At 62.9% G+C, this 15,011-nt stretch carries 15 protein-coding genes; 4 read left to right on the forward strand and 11 right to left on the reverse strand.

Annotation, left to right across the window (positions count from 1 at the left end):
• Nucleotides 1-5: 5 nt before the first annotated feature.
• The 7 genes from ispC to rpsB form a co-directional block, all read right to left on the reverse strand.
• Entirely contained in the window at nt 6-1,184 is a 1,179-nt protein-coding gene (ispC, locus tag B9N93_RS18730) for a 1-deoxy-D-xylulose-5-phosphate reductoisomerase (protein ID WP_085215744.1), read from the reverse strand.
• Between the two features lie 12 nt (nt 1,185-1,196).
• Nucleotides 1,197-2,240, reverse strand: coding sequence for a phosphatidate cytidylyltransferase (locus B9N93_RS18735; RefSeq protein ID WP_085215745.1), 1,044 nt, complete (start codon nt 2,238-2,240; stop codon nt 1,197-1,199).
• A 54-nt stretch (nt 2,241-2,294) separates the two neighbouring features.
• Nucleotides 2,295-3,053: a polyprenyl diphosphate synthase gene (gene uppS / locus B9N93_RS18740; protein WP_085215746.1), complete on the reverse strand. Its 759-nt coding sequence runs from the start codon at nt 3,051-3,053 to the stop codon at nt 2,295-2,297.
• A 167-nt stretch (nt 3,054-3,220) separates the two neighbouring features.
• Nucleotides 3,221-3,778: a ribosome recycling factor gene (gene frr / locus B9N93_RS18745; protein WP_085215747.1), complete on the reverse strand. Its 558-nt coding sequence runs from the start codon at nt 3,776-3,778 to the stop codon at nt 3,221-3,223.
• The gene (gene pyrH, locus B9N93_RS18750; RefSeq protein WP_085215748.1) at nt 3,775-4,503 is read right to left on the reverse strand and encodes a UMP kinase; all 729 of its coding nucleotides are present in this window, start codon (nt 4,501-4,503) and stop codon (nt 3,775-3,777) included. The genes frr and pyrH overlap by 4 nt, the downstream gene beginning before the upstream one ends.
• Before the next feature lie 90 nt (nt 4,504-4,593).
• On the reverse strand, nt 4,594-5,481 hold the full coding sequence (gene tsf / locus B9N93_RS18755; protein ID WP_085215749.1) for a translation elongation factor Ts: 888 nt from the start codon (nt 5,479-5,481) through the stop codon (nt 4,594-4,596).
• A 115-nt stretch (nt 5,482-5,596) separates the two neighbouring features.
• Nucleotides 5,597-6,367 carry a 30S ribosomal protein S2 gene (gene rpsB, locus B9N93_RS18760; protein WP_085215750.1) on the reverse strand — a complete coding sequence of 257 codons (771 nt, stop codon included), beginning with the start codon at nt 6,365-6,367 and terminating at the stop codon, nt 5,597-5,599.
• A gap of 236 nt (nt 6,368-6,603) precedes the next feature.
• On the opposite strand from rpsB, the gene map reads away from it, so the two are divergent.
• From map to B9N93_RS18775, 3 genes are all read left to right on the forward strand, one after another.
• A complete protein-coding gene (map, locus tag B9N93_RS18765; protein ID WP_085215751.1) occupies nt 6,604-7,407 on the forward strand; it encodes a type I methionyl aminopeptidase in 804 nt (267 codons plus the stop codon).
• Nucleotides 7,373-10,021 carry a [protein-PII] uridylyltransferase gene (glnD, locus tag B9N93_RS18770; protein ID WP_085215752.1) on the forward strand — a complete coding sequence of 883 codons (2,649 nt, stop codon included), beginning with the start codon at nt 7,373-7,375 and terminating at the stop codon, nt 10,019-10,021. Before map ends, glnD begins: the two co-directional genes overlap by 35 nt.
• A 91-nt stretch (nt 10,022-10,112) precedes the next feature.
• The gene (locus B9N93_RS18775; protein WP_085215753.1) at nt 10,113-10,421 is read left to right on the forward strand and encodes a DUF6763 family protein; all 309 of its coding nucleotides are present in this window, start codon (nt 10,113-10,115) and stop codon (nt 10,419-10,421) included.
• Between the two features lie 76 nt (nt 10,422-10,497).
• Here B9N93_RS18775 and glk read toward each other — a convergent pair whose 3' ends face one another.
• From glk to B9N93_RS18790, 3 genes are all read right to left on the reverse strand, one after another.
• On the reverse strand, nt 10,498-11,484 hold the full coding sequence (gene glk / locus B9N93_RS18780) for a glucokinase (RefSeq protein WP_085215754.1): 987 nt from the start codon (nt 11,482-11,484) through the stop codon (nt 10,498-10,500).
• A gap of 90 nt (nt 11,485-11,574) precedes the next feature.
• Entirely contained in the window at nt 11,575-12,027 is a 453-nt protein-coding gene (locus tag B9N93_RS18785) for a DUF411 domain-containing protein (protein WP_085215755.1), read from the reverse strand.
• A gap of 13 nt (nt 12,028-12,040) precedes the next feature.
• Complete coding sequence (locus B9N93_RS18790) at nt 12,041-12,466, reverse strand: secondary thiamine-phosphate synthase enzyme YjbQ (protein ID WP_085215756.1); 426 nt, start codon at nt 12,464-12,466, stop codon at nt 12,041-12,043.
• 174 nt (nt 12,467-12,640) lie between these two features.
• Here B9N93_RS18790 and B9N93_RS18795 point away from each other — a divergent pair, with 174 nt between their 5' ends.
• A complete protein-coding gene (locus tag B9N93_RS18795; protein WP_085215757.1) occupies nt 12,641-14,347 on the forward strand; it encodes a proline--tRNA ligase in 1,707 nt (568 codons plus the stop codon).
• Nucleotides 14,348-14,407: 60 nt separating this feature from the next.
• On the opposite strand, the gene B9N93_RS18800 is transcribed toward B9N93_RS18795, so the two are convergent.
• A complete protein-coding gene (locus B9N93_RS18800) occupies nt 14,408-14,770 on the reverse strand; it encodes a hypothetical protein (RefSeq protein WP_085215758.1) in 363 nt (120 codons plus the stop codon).
• Nucleotides 14,771-15,011 lie beyond the last annotated feature (241 nt).

The raw sequence follows: 15,011 nt of genomic DNA on the forward strand, positions 1-15,011 counted from the left end.
TGGGGCTACAGCCGGGCTATGTAATCGTGGGCCACCGCGCGGGCCGTGCGATCCGCTTCCAGCACGGCCTCGATGGAATCTGCCGCGCCCGCCGGGATGGCGTCCATGCAGTGCGCGATGGTGTCGGGGATGGCCGGGAAACGGAGGCGTCCCTCCAGGAAGGCGGCGACGGCGATCTCGTTGGCGGCGTTGAGGATGGCCGGTTCGGTACCGCCGCCGCGCACGGCCTCGTAGGCCAACCGCAAACAGGGGAAGCGCTCGAAATCCGGCGGTTCGAAATCAAGCTGTCTGACCCCGAACAAATCCAAAGGTTCGGCCCCCGAGTCGAAACGCCCCGGCCAGGCCAGGGCGTGGGCGATGGGAATCCGCATATCGGGATTGCCCATCTGGGCCAACACCGTGCCGTCCACGTAATCGACCATGGAATGGATCACGCTCTGGCGATGCACCACCACCTGCACCTTTTCGGGCGGCATCCCGAACAGCAGGCAGGCTTCGATCACTTCCAAGCCCTTGTTCATCATGGTGGCCGAATCCACCGAAATCTTGCGGCCCATCACCCAATTGGGATGGGCGACCGCCTGTTCCGGGGTGACTGCGTACAGTTCTTCCAAAGGCTTGCGCAGGAACGGCCCGCCCGAGGCGGTCAGGAGGATGCGCCGCACCTCGGGCGCGGGCCGTCCGGCGTGGTAGTGGGCGGGCATGCACTGGAAGATGGCGTTATGCTCGCTGTCGATGGGCAACAGGTCCGCGCCCGATTTGACTACCTCGGCCATGAACAAGGGACCGGACATCACCAGCGCCTCTTTGTTCGCCAGCAACACGGTCTTACCCGCCTTGGCGGCGGCCAGGGTCGGCGGCAAACCGGCGGCCCCGACGATGGCGGCCATCACCGAATCGACTTCGGGCAGGACCGCCACATCTTCCAGGGCTTTTTTGCCGCTCAACACCTGGGTGCTGTTCTGCCCGGCCCTGGCCAGTCGCTCGCGCAATTCGGCGGCGGGCCGCTCGTCGATCATCACCGCGTAATCCGGCTCGAAGCGCAGGCATTGCTCCAACAAGCGCTGCACATTGTGATTGGCGGTGAGCGCCACCACCCGGTAGCTGCCGGGATGCCGCCCGACCACGTCGAGGGTGCTGACGCCGATGGAGCCGGTCGAACCGAGTACGCAGATGCCTTTCATGTTGGGGTCTCGCTAGGGATGGGTGGATTCGGCGGGTTGGGCCGGGGGCTGTTCCGGCGCGGGTTCGGCGGCGGGCGGTTCGGCGCTCTCGGGGCCGGGCGACTCGAAACCGCCTTGATCCATGGGTACGGCCCGTTCCGCCGGACCCTCGCCTTCTTCGGATTGGCTGGGGACTTCCTGTTCGATGTGGATGGGCGATTCCAACACGACATTGCTGTCGGGCGGCTGGATGAAGATGTTGAGCATCATCGAACCGGCGTAGAACACCGAGGTCGCAGCGATCAGGCTATCGACCCGGTCCAGCACGCCGCCATGGCCGGGGAGGATGTTGCTGCTGTCCTTCACACCGCGGATGCGCTTGACCAGGCTCTCGAACAAATCGCCGATCACCGACACGATCACCGTGGCCAAGGACAAGGCCACGAAATCGGTCAGGGTCACGCTGGACAAATCGCTCCAGAACCCCACCGCCACCGCGAACGGCACCGCCGCCAGCAAAGCGCCATAGACGCCCTCCACAGTCTTGCCGGGGCTGATGGCCTCGCACAGTTTGGTGTTGCCCCAGCGCTTGCCGACGAAATAAGCACCGATATCGGCGACCCAAATCAGGGCCGATACGTACAACACCTGATATTGGCTGAAATTGACCCGCAGCCAGGTCAGCGAGGCCCAGGCCGTCAGCAGGATGAAAATGCCCAGGCCGAGTTTGAGGCCCAGGGGATATTCGATCTGGAGCAGCCGTTCGGGAATCTTGCGGAAAGCCATGCCGCACACGAACCACCATGCCACCACCGGCCAGTAGAACCAGCCCGGCAGTTCGATGGGTGCCCAATCGGCGGCGGTCAGGCGCAATATCACCATGAAGGCCAGCACCACCAGGCTATAGCCGATGCGGTGGGCGTTGCTGGGCAGCCCAGCCAAACCGGCCCATTCCCAGGCCGAAACCAACATGAAGCTTCCCCAGAACACGGCGAAACCGTCCGGGGGCAGGTACAAAATGGCCAGGACCGCCAAGGGGGTCAATGCCAAGGCCGTGAGGATGCGATTCTTGAGCATGGGAGTTTTGTGTGAAGGTTGCTGGGGGCGTTGGGGCGGGCGGTGCGCCGCCCTTCAAGCCTGGGAGAATTGTTCGACCTGCTCGCCGGTATAGCCGAAACGGCGCTGGCGTCCGGCGTAATCCTCCAAGGCGAGATCGAGGACTTTCTCGTCGAAATCCGGCCATAGCACCGGGGTGAAATACAGTTCGGTGTAGGCCAATTGCCAGAGCAGGAAATTGCTGATGCGCCGCTCGCCGCCGGTACGGATGAACAGGTCGGGTTCCGGCAATTCCGCCAAGGCCAAATGGGCGGCGAACGCGGTCTCGTCGATCTCCGCCGCCCGCATCGCGCCGCGCCCGGCCAATTCCGCCAGCCGCCGGGCGGCCTGGACGATGTCCCAGCGTCCGCCGTAATTGGCGGCGATGTTGAGGTTTAAGCGCTGGTTGCCCTGGGTCAGCGCCTCGGAGGCGGCGATCTTGTCCTGCAAGGCCGGGGCGAACGCCTCGCGCTCGCCGATCACCCGCAGCCGGACGCCGTTCTCGTGGAGCTTTTGCGCCTCGCGCTCCAAGGTTGCGATGAACAATTCCATCAACAGCGACACTTCCTGGACCGGACGCCGCCAATTCTCGCTGCTGAAGGCGAACAGGGTCAGCGCTTCGATGCCCTTGGCCAAGCAATATTCCACGGTCTTGCGGACGGCGCCGACCCCGGCCCGGTGGCCGGCGGTACGGGGCAGGAAACGTTGTTTGGCCCAGCGGCCATTACCATCCATGATGATCGCCACATGCCGGGGCAGCCGGTTGTCAATGCTTGGAACGGCGGACACATCCATCTCGATCTTACGAACCCTTGGTTGGGATTGCTCCGGCCAGCCGGGCCGGAACCGGAACCCGCCAGCCGGACCCGACCCGGATCGAACCCACCTTGGCATCCGGGGAGCACCCTAGGCTAGGGGCGTGCGTGTCGGAACCCACCCGGACCTTGCGAAGGTCCGGCGGTTCACATGGACATCAAATCGGCTTCTTTATCTTGCAGGACTTTTTCCACATCCTTGACGTACTGGTCGGTCAGCTTCTGGATTTGGTCCTGGCTGCGGCGCTCCTGGTCCTCGGAGATTTGCTTGTCCTTGAGCGCGGCCTTGAGTTCGTTGTTGGCGTCGCGGCGGATATTGCGGATGGCGACGCGGGCGTTCTCGGCCTCGTGGCGCACCACCTTCACCAAATCCTTGCGGCGCTGTTCGGTCAAGGGCGGCATCGGCACCCGGATCACCGTGCCCATGCTGGACGGGTTCAGCCCCAGGTCGGAGGAGAGAATGGCCTTTTCGATGGCCTGCACCATGGTCCGTTCCCAGGGGGTCACGGTCAGGGTGCGGGCGTCCTCGGCGGTGATATTGGCGGTCTGGCTCAGCGGCACGTCGTTGCCGTAGTAGGAGACCGTGATATGGTCGAGCAGGCTGGGATGGGCGCGGCCCGTCCTGATTTTCGCCAGTTCGTGCTTGAGCGCTTCGATGCTCTTGCCCATGCGCTCGGCGGCGCGTTTTTGGATATCTTCGATCATGTGGGTTCACCCGTTTCAATCAAGGAGCCGATTTCTTCGCCCCGCATCAGCCGCATCACCGCGCCGGATTCGAAGATGTTCATCACCCGCAGCGGCATCCGGTGGTCGCGGCACAGCACCAGGGCGGTGGCATCCATCACGTTCAGGCGCTGGTCCAGCGCTTGGTCGTAGGTCAGCCGGGAATAAAATTGGGCGTCGGGGTGCTTGATGGGATCGGCGGAATAGACGCCATCGACCTTGGTGGCCTTGATGAGCAGGTCGGCATTGATTTCGATGGCGCGGAGGCTGGCCGCCGAATCGGTGGTGAAGAACGGATTGCCGGTGCCCGCCGCGAAGATCGCCACCCGGCCTTTTTCAAGGTGCCGGATGGCCCGGCGGCGGATGTAGTCCTCGCAGACCTGGTTGATCTTGAGGGCGGACATGACCCGGACGGGCCGTCCCAAATGCTCCACCGCGTCCTGCATCGCCAAGGCGTTCAGCACGGTCGCCAGCATCCCCATATGGTCGCCGGTCACGCGGTCCAAGCCTTCGGAAGCGGTTTCCGCGCCGCGCACGAAATTACCGCCGCCGATCACCAGCCCGACCTCCACGCCGAACTCGCACAGATCGACCACCTCCCGCGCCAGTCGGTGCAGGGTCTGGGGGTCGATGCCGCCACCCTGGCTTCCCATCAGCGCTTCCCCGCTCAGCTTGAGCAAGATGCGCTTGTATTTTGGCTCGCTCATCGGATTGGTTCCATCTCCAGTGCTACTCAAGTGCCCATGCAAGAAAGGGCGCGTGCGGCCTGGCCGCAACGCGCCCCGTCCCCAGCCCGATTAGGCCAGGCCGGCCTGGGCCATCACTTCGGCGGCGAAATCGCTTTCGACCTTCTCGATGCCTTCACCGACCTCGAAGCGAACGTAACGGACCACGCTGGCCTTGTGATCGGCCAACAACTTGCCCACGCTCTGTTTGTCGTCCTTCACGAAAGGCTGGCCCAACAGGGTCACTTCGCCCAGGAACTTGCGGACCCGGCCCTCGACCATTTTCTCGATGATGTTGGCGGGCTTGCCTTCGGCCTCGGCCTGGGCCTGGGCGATTTCGCGCTCCTTGGCGATGGTTTCGGCGGGGATGCCGGATTCGTCCAAGCTCAGCGGCCTGCTGGCGGCGATGTGCATGGCGATGTCGCGGCCCAGTTCCACCGTGCCACCGACCAACTCGACCAAAACGCCGATGCGGGTGCCGTGCAGATAGCTGACCACGATGCCGTTATCGGAGACATAGCGCTCGAAGCGGCGGAAGGCCAAGTTCTCGCCGATCTTGGCGACCAGTTCGCGGCGGGTGTCGTCGATGCTGACGCCGGTGGCGGGGATCGCCACGGCCAGCAGTTCTTGCGACGTAGTGGCAGCGGAGTCCAGGGCGCACTGGGCGATATTGTTGGCGAAGGCGATGAAGTCGTCACCCTTGGCGACGAAGTCGGTTTCGCAATTGACTTCGACGATGGCGGCGCTCTTGTTGTCCGCGCCCAGTTTGACGCAGATGCAGCCTTCCGCCGCGGTGCGACCGGATTTCTTGTCCGCCTTGGCGAGCCCGGATTTGCGCATCGCTTCGATGGCGGCTTCCATATCGCCGTCGGCTTCCGTCAGGGCCTTCTTGCATTCCATCATCCCGGAGCCGGTGCGCTCACGGAGTTCCTTAACCATTGCGGCAGTGATAGTGGCCATTTAAACCGAACCTCTCTTGGTTGATTGCGCGACAATCCGCGCATTCATATTCACTTAATGAAAACGCCCCCTGATGGAGGCGTTTGAATCGGAGCTAGGCAAGCCCGGCTGTGGCTCAGTCGGCTTCCTCGACTTCGGCCTCTACGCGGGTTGCGCTTTCGGCCGCCATCTCGACGAATTCGTCTTCGGTGCCGATGTCCGGGGTGTTGACCTTGCCTTGCAAAATCACCGTGGCGGCGGATTGCACATAAAGCTGCACGGCCCGGATGGAGTCGTCGTTGCCGGGGATGATGTAATCGATCCCCAGGGGACTGTTATTGGTATCGACCACACCGACCACCGGGATTCCCAATTTCTGGGCTTCGGCGATGGCGTTCTTTTCGTAGCCGACATCCAGCACGAACAGCACCTCCGGCAGGCGGTCCATATCGCGGATGCCGCCCAGGTTATGCACCAGCTTTTCCAGTTCGCGCATCATGCCCAAACCTTCCTTCTTGCTGAAACGCTGCAAGCGGCCATCGTCGCGCATGGCTTCCAAGTCCTTCATGCGGGACACGGATTGCTTGATGGTCTTGAAGTTGGTCAGCATACCGCCCAGCCAGCGGGCGTTGACATAGGGCATGGCGCAGCGGGAAGCTTCTTCCTCGACCACTTTGCGGGTGGTGCGCTTGGTGCCCACGAACAAAATCTTGCCGCGATTGGCGGCCACCTGTTCCAGGTAACGCATGGCGTCGTTGAACAGGGGCAGGGTTTTTTCCAGATTGATGATATGGATATTGCTCCGCGCACCAAAGATGTACGGGGCCATTTTGGGATTCCAATAGCGCGTCTGATGGCCGAAGTGGACACCGGCCTCCAGCATTTGACGCATGGTAACGTTCGACATCGAGTTCTCCTAAGTTCTCGCGTGGGTTGAGCCTCCACATATCCCGAACCGACAACCCGTTCCCGCGTCTAAAACCGCGAGGCGGGCACCCTGCCGGACGTGACGATATGTGTGTGTTATTGCCAAAAATAGCAGCGCTTTATACCATACTCGTCTTTCTTCAACAATCCGCGCCCCCTTTCCCGGTTCCCAGCCCCATCGGCGTGCGACATTAAAATATCCCCCACACCACCCCCATGAGCATCAGCCTAAAATCCCCGCTTGAGATCGAAAAAATGCGCGACGCCTGCCGCTTGGCCGCCGAAGTGCTGGACATGATCGAACCCTTCATCGTTCCCGGCGTCACCACGGAAGAACTGGATCAAATCTGCCATGACTACATGGTCAATGTGCAGCATGTGATTCCGGCCCCGCTGAATTACCGGGGTTTCCCCAAATCGATCTGCACCTCGGTCAACCACACGGTCTGCCACGGCATCCCCGGTCCCAAGAAGCTGAAGAGCGGCGATATCGTCAATATCGATATCACGGTCATTAAAAGCGGCTACCATGGCGACACCAGCAAAATGTTCGGGGTGGGCGAGGTGCCGCTCCGGGCCAAGCGCTTGATGCGCGTGTGCCAGGAAGCCTTGTACCTGGGCATCCAGCAGGTCCGGCCCGGCGGCCATCTCGGCGATATCGGCCATGCCATCCAGCGCCATGCCGAGTCCCACGGTTATTCGGTGGTGCAGGAATTCTGCGGCCATGGCATCGGCAAGGAATTCCACGAAGAGCCCCAAGTCCTGCATTACGGCAAGCCGGGCACCGGGCTCCAACTGGAACCGGGCATGATCTTCACCATCGAGCCGATGATCAACCTGGGCAAGCGCTACGTGAAAATCCTGCCCGACGGCTGGACCGCCGTGACCAAGGACCACAGCCTATCCGCCCAATGGGAACACACCCTCCTGGTGACAGCCCAAGGCCATGAAATCCTGACCCTACGCCGCGAAGAGGCTGAATCGTTTGAGCAAGAACGTCTCAAATCAACCGGTACCTGACCTCCCCGGCCTGATTAAAACCTACAAAGACCGCCTAGGCCGCAAACACGCGGAACTCGTCGATTGGTTCCGGGCCGGCACCCCCGCCGCCGAATTGATCCGGCTCCGCTCGGACTTCCTGGACGAAATCCTCATCGACGGCTGGCACCATTTCCTCGGCCCCCTGGCCGGACGCTTGGCCTTGATCGCGGTCGGGGGCTATGGCCGCCGCGAACTGCATCCCCATTCCGACATCGACATCCTGGTCCTGTTGGACACGCCGGAACCGCCGGACCCCATCACCCACCGCGATTATCAGCAACCGCTGACCGGCTTCCTCAATTTCCTATGGGATATCGGGCTGAAACCGGCCCAGAGCGTCCGCACGGTGGAGGAATGCCTGGAAGCCGCTGAACGCGACCAGACCATCATCACCAATCTGACCGAAGCCCGGCTGCTCTATGGACGGGAAACGCTGTTCGAGGCGCTGGCCTCGCGGCTCGGTCCCGACCACCTTTGGCCCTCGAAGGAATTCTTCGAGGCCAAGATGGCCGAGCAAGCGGGCCGCTACGCCAAATACCACGACACCGCCTACAACCTCGAACCCAATATCAAGGAAGGGCCGGGTGGACTCCGCGATATCCAGATCATCGGCTGGATCATCAAGCGCCATTACAACAGCCGCAATTTGCAGGATTTGCTGCGCCAAGGTTGGCTGACCGAGGCCGAATACACCGAACTGGCCCAGGCCCAGGATTTCCTATGGCAGGTGCGCTTCGCCCTGCACGTCCTCACCAAGCGCTGCGAAGACCGGCTGTTGTTCGAGTACCAGAAGGAATTGGCCCGCCAATTCGGCTATATGGACCCCGACATCAACCTGGCGGTGGAGCGCTTCATGCAGCGCTATTTCCGCACCGTGATGGGCCTGGAGCGGCTGAACGAAATGCTGCTGCAATTATTCAAGGAAGTTTGCCTCCATCGCGACGAGGATTTCGTCTTCCTGCCGATCAACGAGAATTTCCAGGCGGTCAACAGCTATGTCGAGGTGCTGGACCCCGGCGTGTTCCGCAAGCACCCGCTCGCGCTGCTCCAGATTTTCCTGCTGTTGCAACAGAACACCAGCCTGCAAGGCATCCGCGCCTCCACCATCCGCCTGATCCGCCAGCATCTCTACCTGATCGACGAGGATTTCCGCCGCAACCCGGAAGCCTGCCGTTTGTTCATGACCATCCTGCGGCAAAAAACCGGCATCACCCACCAACTCCGGCGCATGAACCGCTATGGCGTCCTGGCCGCCTACCTGCCGCCGTTCGGGCGGGTGGTCGGGCGGATGCAATACGATTTGTTCCACGTCTATACGGTGGACGAGCATACGCTGTTCGTGATCCGTAACCTGCGGCGGTTTTCCCTGGCTCAATACCGCGCCGACCACCCACTCTGCTCCGAGTTGTTCGAACTGATCCCCAAACCCGAAATCCTCTACATCGCCGCCCTGATGCACGATATCGCCAAGGGCAGCGGCGAGGACCATTCGACCCTGGGCGCGACCATCGCCCAGGAATTCTGCCTGCGCCACGGCATTTCCGCCCGCGACACCGAACTCATCAAATGGCTGGTCCAACACCATCTGATCATGTCGATGACCGCCCAGCGCAAGGATATCAACGATCCCGAGATCATCCACCAATTCGCCACCGCCGTGGGTAGCCAAGCCACGCTGGACCATCTTTATCTCCTGACCGTGGCGGATATCCGGGCGACCAACCCGAACCTGTGGAATTCTTGGAAGGACGCCCTGCTCAAGGAGCTTTACCTCACCACCCGTTGGGTGTTCCGGCGCGGCCTGACCAAACCCCTGGAGCAGGCCGAGAAAATCGCCCAGGTCAAGGCCGAGAGCCGCGTCCTGCTGCACAAGCTGGGCATCCCCGACCCCATCGTCGAGCGGGTGTGGAACACGCTGAACGACGAATATTTCCTGCGCTACCTGCCGGAGGAAGCCGCCTGGCACACGGTCGCCATCAGCTTCTGCGGACCCGAAGACCTGCCCTTGGTGCTGCTGCGCCCCGTGAGCCAACGGGGCAGCGCCGAAATCTTCATCTACGCCCAGGATCAGGACTTCATCTTCGCCCACAGCACGGCGGTCCTGGAGCAACTCGGCCTCACCATCTTCGACGCCAAGATCATCACGGCGGGTGGTGGCCGGGTGATGAACAGCTACCACATCCTGGAACAAACCGGCGAACCGATCCGCGACCAAATGCGCCAGGTGCAGATTTGCGCCAAGCTGCGGGAATGCCTGAAGCGCCCGGGCGACGCGCCGATCCAGGTCCAGCGCCGCGAATCGCGCCAGATCAAACACTTCACCGTGCCCACCCAGTTGTATTTCCACGAAGACCCGCAGGACCGCTACACCATCCTGGAACTGGTCGCCACCGACCGGCCCGGCCTGCTGTCCAAGGTGGGCCGGGCCTTCACCCGCTGCGGCATCCGGCTCTACAACGCCAAGATTTCCACCATCGGCAGCCGGGCCGAGGACATCTTCTACATCACCGACGCCGAGGACCGCCCCTTGCGCCAGGAATCCCAGCGCCAAATCCTCCGGGATTGCATCGTGGCCCTGGTCGGCTCCCATTGACAAGCGCGGGAACAGCGCCAAAGATGCGGGCCAGCCCTCCCCGCGCCCGAGCGGGGCCGGCCTCCAGCCCACCCTACCGGAGGTGTAAACCATGCCCACCGATTTACTCCCCTCGCCCGAACAATGGTTCCAAGACGCCGAGACCGGCCGGACCTTCCGCGTGGTCGCGGTGGACGACGAGAACGAATCCATCGATATCCAACTCGACGGCGGCGATATCGATAGCTTCGATTTCGCGTCCTGGCGCGAATCCACCCTGGTCCCGGTCGAAGCCCCCGAGGACGCGGCGGCGGCTTTCGACGATATGGAAATCGACGACTTGGGCTATTCCGACACCGACCGCCACCAGCCCGAAGGCTTGACCCTCGACGATTGGCTGGACGGCCGGGACGATGACTGAGCTTCCGCCGCAATCGCAAGCAAAACAAAAGGGCGTCCATGGACGCCCTGGGTGTCGATAGCCGCGCCCTCCGCGCCTACAGCAAACACCGCGCCGCGTAGTCCGCCGCCCCCAACAGCCCCGTGCTGGGATTCAACGCCACCCGCACCGGCACCGTCCGCATGAAGCCCGCGAACCGCCCCTTGGCGCAGAAGCCTTCCATGAATTCGCCGTCGGTCAACGCGGCCAGGATTTTGGGGGCGATGCCGCCACCGATCAGCACCCCGCCCCGCGCCAGGCACTTCAACACCAGATTGCCCGCCTCGGCCCCGTAGACGCGGGCGAACAGCCGCAACGTGGCCCGCGCCAGGGCGTCGCCCCGCTCCATGGCGCAACGGCTGATTTCGCGGGCCGGGTCGTCGGTGCCGGCCAGCGCCGCCGCCAGTTCCGGGGATTCCGGGGCGTGGCCGCTATCGCGCAGATAGGCGTAGATATTGGCGATGCCCGGACCCGACAGGATGCGCTCATAGCTGACATGCCCGCCCAGTTTTTCACGGAGATAGGCCAAGAGGCCATCTTCCAAAGCATCGTTGGGCGCGAAATCGGTATGGCCGCCCTCGGTCGCCACCGGGTGGTAGTTCATCCCATCCCAGTACAGGATGGCCTCGCCCAGGCCGGTGCCAGCGGCCAGCACGGCGCGGTTGCCGGTGGCGGGTTCGGCATCGGGATTGAGGTCGGCCCATTCCTCCGGCCCGAGCCGCAACAGCCCCAGGGCCATGGCCTGCAAATCATTCAGCAGTTTGACCCGGCCCACGCCGGTGGTGGCCGCCAGGGAACGCTCGTCGATGGTCCACGGCAGGTTGGTGGTGTAGCAGCGGCCATCGATCACCGGCCCCGCCACCCCGAAACAGGCGGCTTCCAAGGGCACGCTCTGGTCGCTGAGGAAATCGGCCACGATCTCGTCCAAGGAGGCATAGTCCGCGCTGGGATAGAGCCGCTCGCGGACCCGTTCCAAGCCCTCGGTGCTTTTTTCGTACTGGGCCAGGACCGTCTTGGTCCCGCCCACATCGCCGGCTAACAGCATGATTGCGCTCCCTTCTCGAGAATGGTTATGGAACGGCGGGGTCTCGGACCGCCCCGCCCTATTGCGATGCCCGCCACCCTGGCGCGGGAATCAATCCGGGCGGTACTCATGCGCGACCCGCACCCCGCCTTTTTGATCGAACTCCACGACATCGTAGGGCGCTTGCCTGCCGCCCATCTCCATGCCGGGGCTGCCCACCACCATGCCCGGCACCGCCAGCCCCGCCGTACTGGGCTTGCGCTTGAGCAGGTCCCGGATATCGGCGGCGGGCACATGGCCCTCGACCACATAACCGCCGACCAGGGCGGTGTGGCAGGAGCGCAGGTTGTCGGGTACGCCGCGTTCGTCCTTGATCTTATCCACGGTATCGATCACCACGTCCTTGACGGCGTAGCCCTGGGCCTTCATCTGCGCCACCCATTTGCCGCAGCAGCCACAGGTCGGGCTGCGGTAGACGGTCATTTCCGGCGGGGCCGGTTCGCCCGCCAGCGCGGCGGAAGCCATCAGGGCCGAGGCCCACAACAATGCTCGATAGGGTTTCATAGCCGGTTCCGAGTTAAAAGGTTTCCCCGTTGAGGGTGGCGACCACCGAGCGCGGCCCGCCATGGTCGCGGTGTTCGCCCAGATAGATGCCTTGCCAAGTCCCGAGTTGCAAACCGCCACCGCCGATGGGGATGGAGACCGCCGCTCCCAACAGGCTGGCTTTGATATGGGCGGGCATATCGTCCGGGCCTTCCAGCCGGTGGACATAATGGGCGGCGCCGTCCGGGACCAGTTGGCGCAGATGGGTTTCCAGATCGCGGCGCACGCTGGGATCGGCGTTTTCGTTGAGCGTGAGGGAAGCCGAGGTGTGCTGGATGAAAAAATGCGCCAGACCCACCTGGATGCGCCGGATTTCGGGGATTTGGGCCAGGAGTTCTTCGGTGACGAGGTGAAATCCACGGGACCGGGACTTCAGGACGATGGTTTTTTGCAGCCACATAATCGCTTCGACACTGGATGCGGGAGGTTCCACGCGGAAAAGACCACATCGCCGCCCGGAATGCAAGCCCGGCCACGCATCGCGCTGTTTGGCCCCGGCTGCATAGCTGACGCGCCACGACGCCAGCGGCTACAATAACCGACCCATTCCGCCCCCCAACCAAGCTGTTCCACCATGCGCACCAGTCAATTCCCGCTCAACACTCTCAAAGAAACCCCCTCCGACGCCGAGGTCGTCAGCCACCAGCTGATGCTCCGGGCCGGGTTGATCCGCAAACTGGCCGCGGGGCTTTACAACTGGCTGCCCCTGGGGCTGAAAGTGCTCCGCAAGGTCGAAACCGTGGTCCGCGAAGAAATGGACCGGGCCGGCGCCCTGGAAATCCTGATGCCCGCCGTGCAACCGGCGGAACTGTGGCAGGAGTCGGGCCGCTGGCAGAAATTCGGCCCGGAACTGTGCCGCCTCAAGGACCGCCACGAGCGCGAATTCTGCCTGGGACCGACCCACGAGGAAATCATCACCGATTTGGTGCGCCACGAACTCAAGAGCTACAAGCAGGTTCCGGTCAACTATTACCAAATCCAGACCAAATTCCGCGACGAGGTGCGGCCCCGTTTCGGCGTGATGCGTGCCCGCGAATTCCTGATGAAGGACGCCTATTCCTTCCACCTCGATAAGGAATCGCTGCAAGACACCTACGACCAGATGCACGCGGCCTATTCGCGCATCTTCCAACGGCTGGGCCTCGAATTCCGCCCGGTACTGGCCGACACCGGGGCCATCGGCGGCAGCATGTCGCATGAATTCCATGTGCTAGCCGATTCGGGCGAGGACGCCATCGCCTTTTCCGACGCCAGCGATTACGCCGCCAATGTGGAAATGGCCGAAGCTTTGGCCCTGCCGCTGCCCGCCGAGGAGCCGCAAACCCTGGCCCTGGTGGACACCCCCGGCCAGCACAGCATCGACGAAATCAGCGCCTTCCTGAAGGTTTCGCCCAGCCGTTGCCTCAAGACCCTGCTGGTCAAGGGGGCCGAAGGCGGGGTCGTGGCCTTGCTGCTGCGCGGCGACCACGAATTGAACCCGGTCAAGGCCACCAAGCTGGCAGCCGTGGCCTATCCGCTGCAATTCGCCAGCGACGCCGAAGTGCGGGAAGCCGCCGGTTGCGCCCCCGGTTCGCTCGGGCCCATCGGCCTTTCGATCCCCGTGTTCGCGGACCGGAGCGCGGCCCATCTGGTGAACTTCGTCTGCGGCGCGAACCAGGACGGCAAGCATTACACCGGGACCAACTGGGACCGCGACGCCGCCCTGCCCCCGGTCGCCGATTTGCGCCTGGTGGCCGAGGGCGACCCCAGCCCGGACGGCGCAGGTCGTTTGCGGATCGCCCGCGGCATCGAGGTCGGCCATATCTTCCAGCTCGGCACCCGCTATAGCGAGGCGCTGCAAGCCACGGTGCTGAACGAGAAAGGCTCCAGCCAAGTCCTCATCATGGGTTGCTACGGCATCGGCGTGTCCCGCGTGGTCGCCGCCGCCATCGAACAGAACCACGACGAGCGCGGCATCCTCTGGCCGGAAGCCCTGGCCCCGTTCCAGATCGCCATCGCGCCCATCAACATGCACACCTCGCCCAAACTGCAAGAAGCCGCCGAGCATCTCTACGGCGTGCTACGCAAGAAGGGCTTCGACGTGCTGCTGGACGACCGCAAGGCCCGGCCCGGCGTCATGTTCGCCGACCTGGAATTGATCGGCGTCCCGCACCGGGTGGTGCTGAGCGACCGCCTGTTGGAAAAGGGCCGCGCCGAGTACAAGGGCCGCCGCGATGCCGAAGCCATCGAAATCGCGCTGGACGAGGTGTTGCCGTTCCTGTTGTCCAAACTGGGCCTCTAATCCCTCCGTCCAAAACCCAGGAAGGGTACGCGCCGCGTACCCTTCCGCCCGCGGCCCGCCTCAGACCACGACCAAATCCTCCAAGCGGACCATCATGCCACCCTGCGGGAAGTTCAGCTTGACCCCGCCCCAGCGGTCCAGTTCGACATTAACGACGCCGTTGCCTTCATAGCGGAAATACGCTTCCTGCCCCCGATAGCGGATCAAGCCCCCCCAGGTTTGGAGGGTCCAGGGAATATCCTTATTGGTAAACCTGGCTATCTTATAATCCCCCAGGTCGAAAAACGTCAAATCCCCCATCCCCGTGATATTCAAGCGATGGGTTCCCCAGCCCGGAAATATCTCATGCGGGCCGATGAGGCGGTTGCCATCGTCCATGAATACCGCGAGGCTATAGTTATTCTTCAAATCAACACTATACATATCGACTCCCATATCGGACGTTATGAATATACCGCGCGGACGGCGCGGGACACTAGGAGTCCGGCAAGATTGTCCCGGCTCCATATCTCCCGCCTCATATCCGCCACGTCCACCATAACACAGTTTGAGCGTCCGACTTGGCATGATCCGACAACAACCGCCACACCGCCGGGAAGACCTGTCCCGCCAAGCCTAAAAAATCCAAGGAGCGCACGGATTCCAACCCCGGAAGGACATACCG

Source organism: Methylomagnum ishizawai, from assembly GCF_900155475.1.
GTDB lineage: Bacteria > Pseudomonadota > Gammaproteobacteria > Methylococcales > Methylococcaceae > Methylomagnum > Methylomagnum ishizawai_A.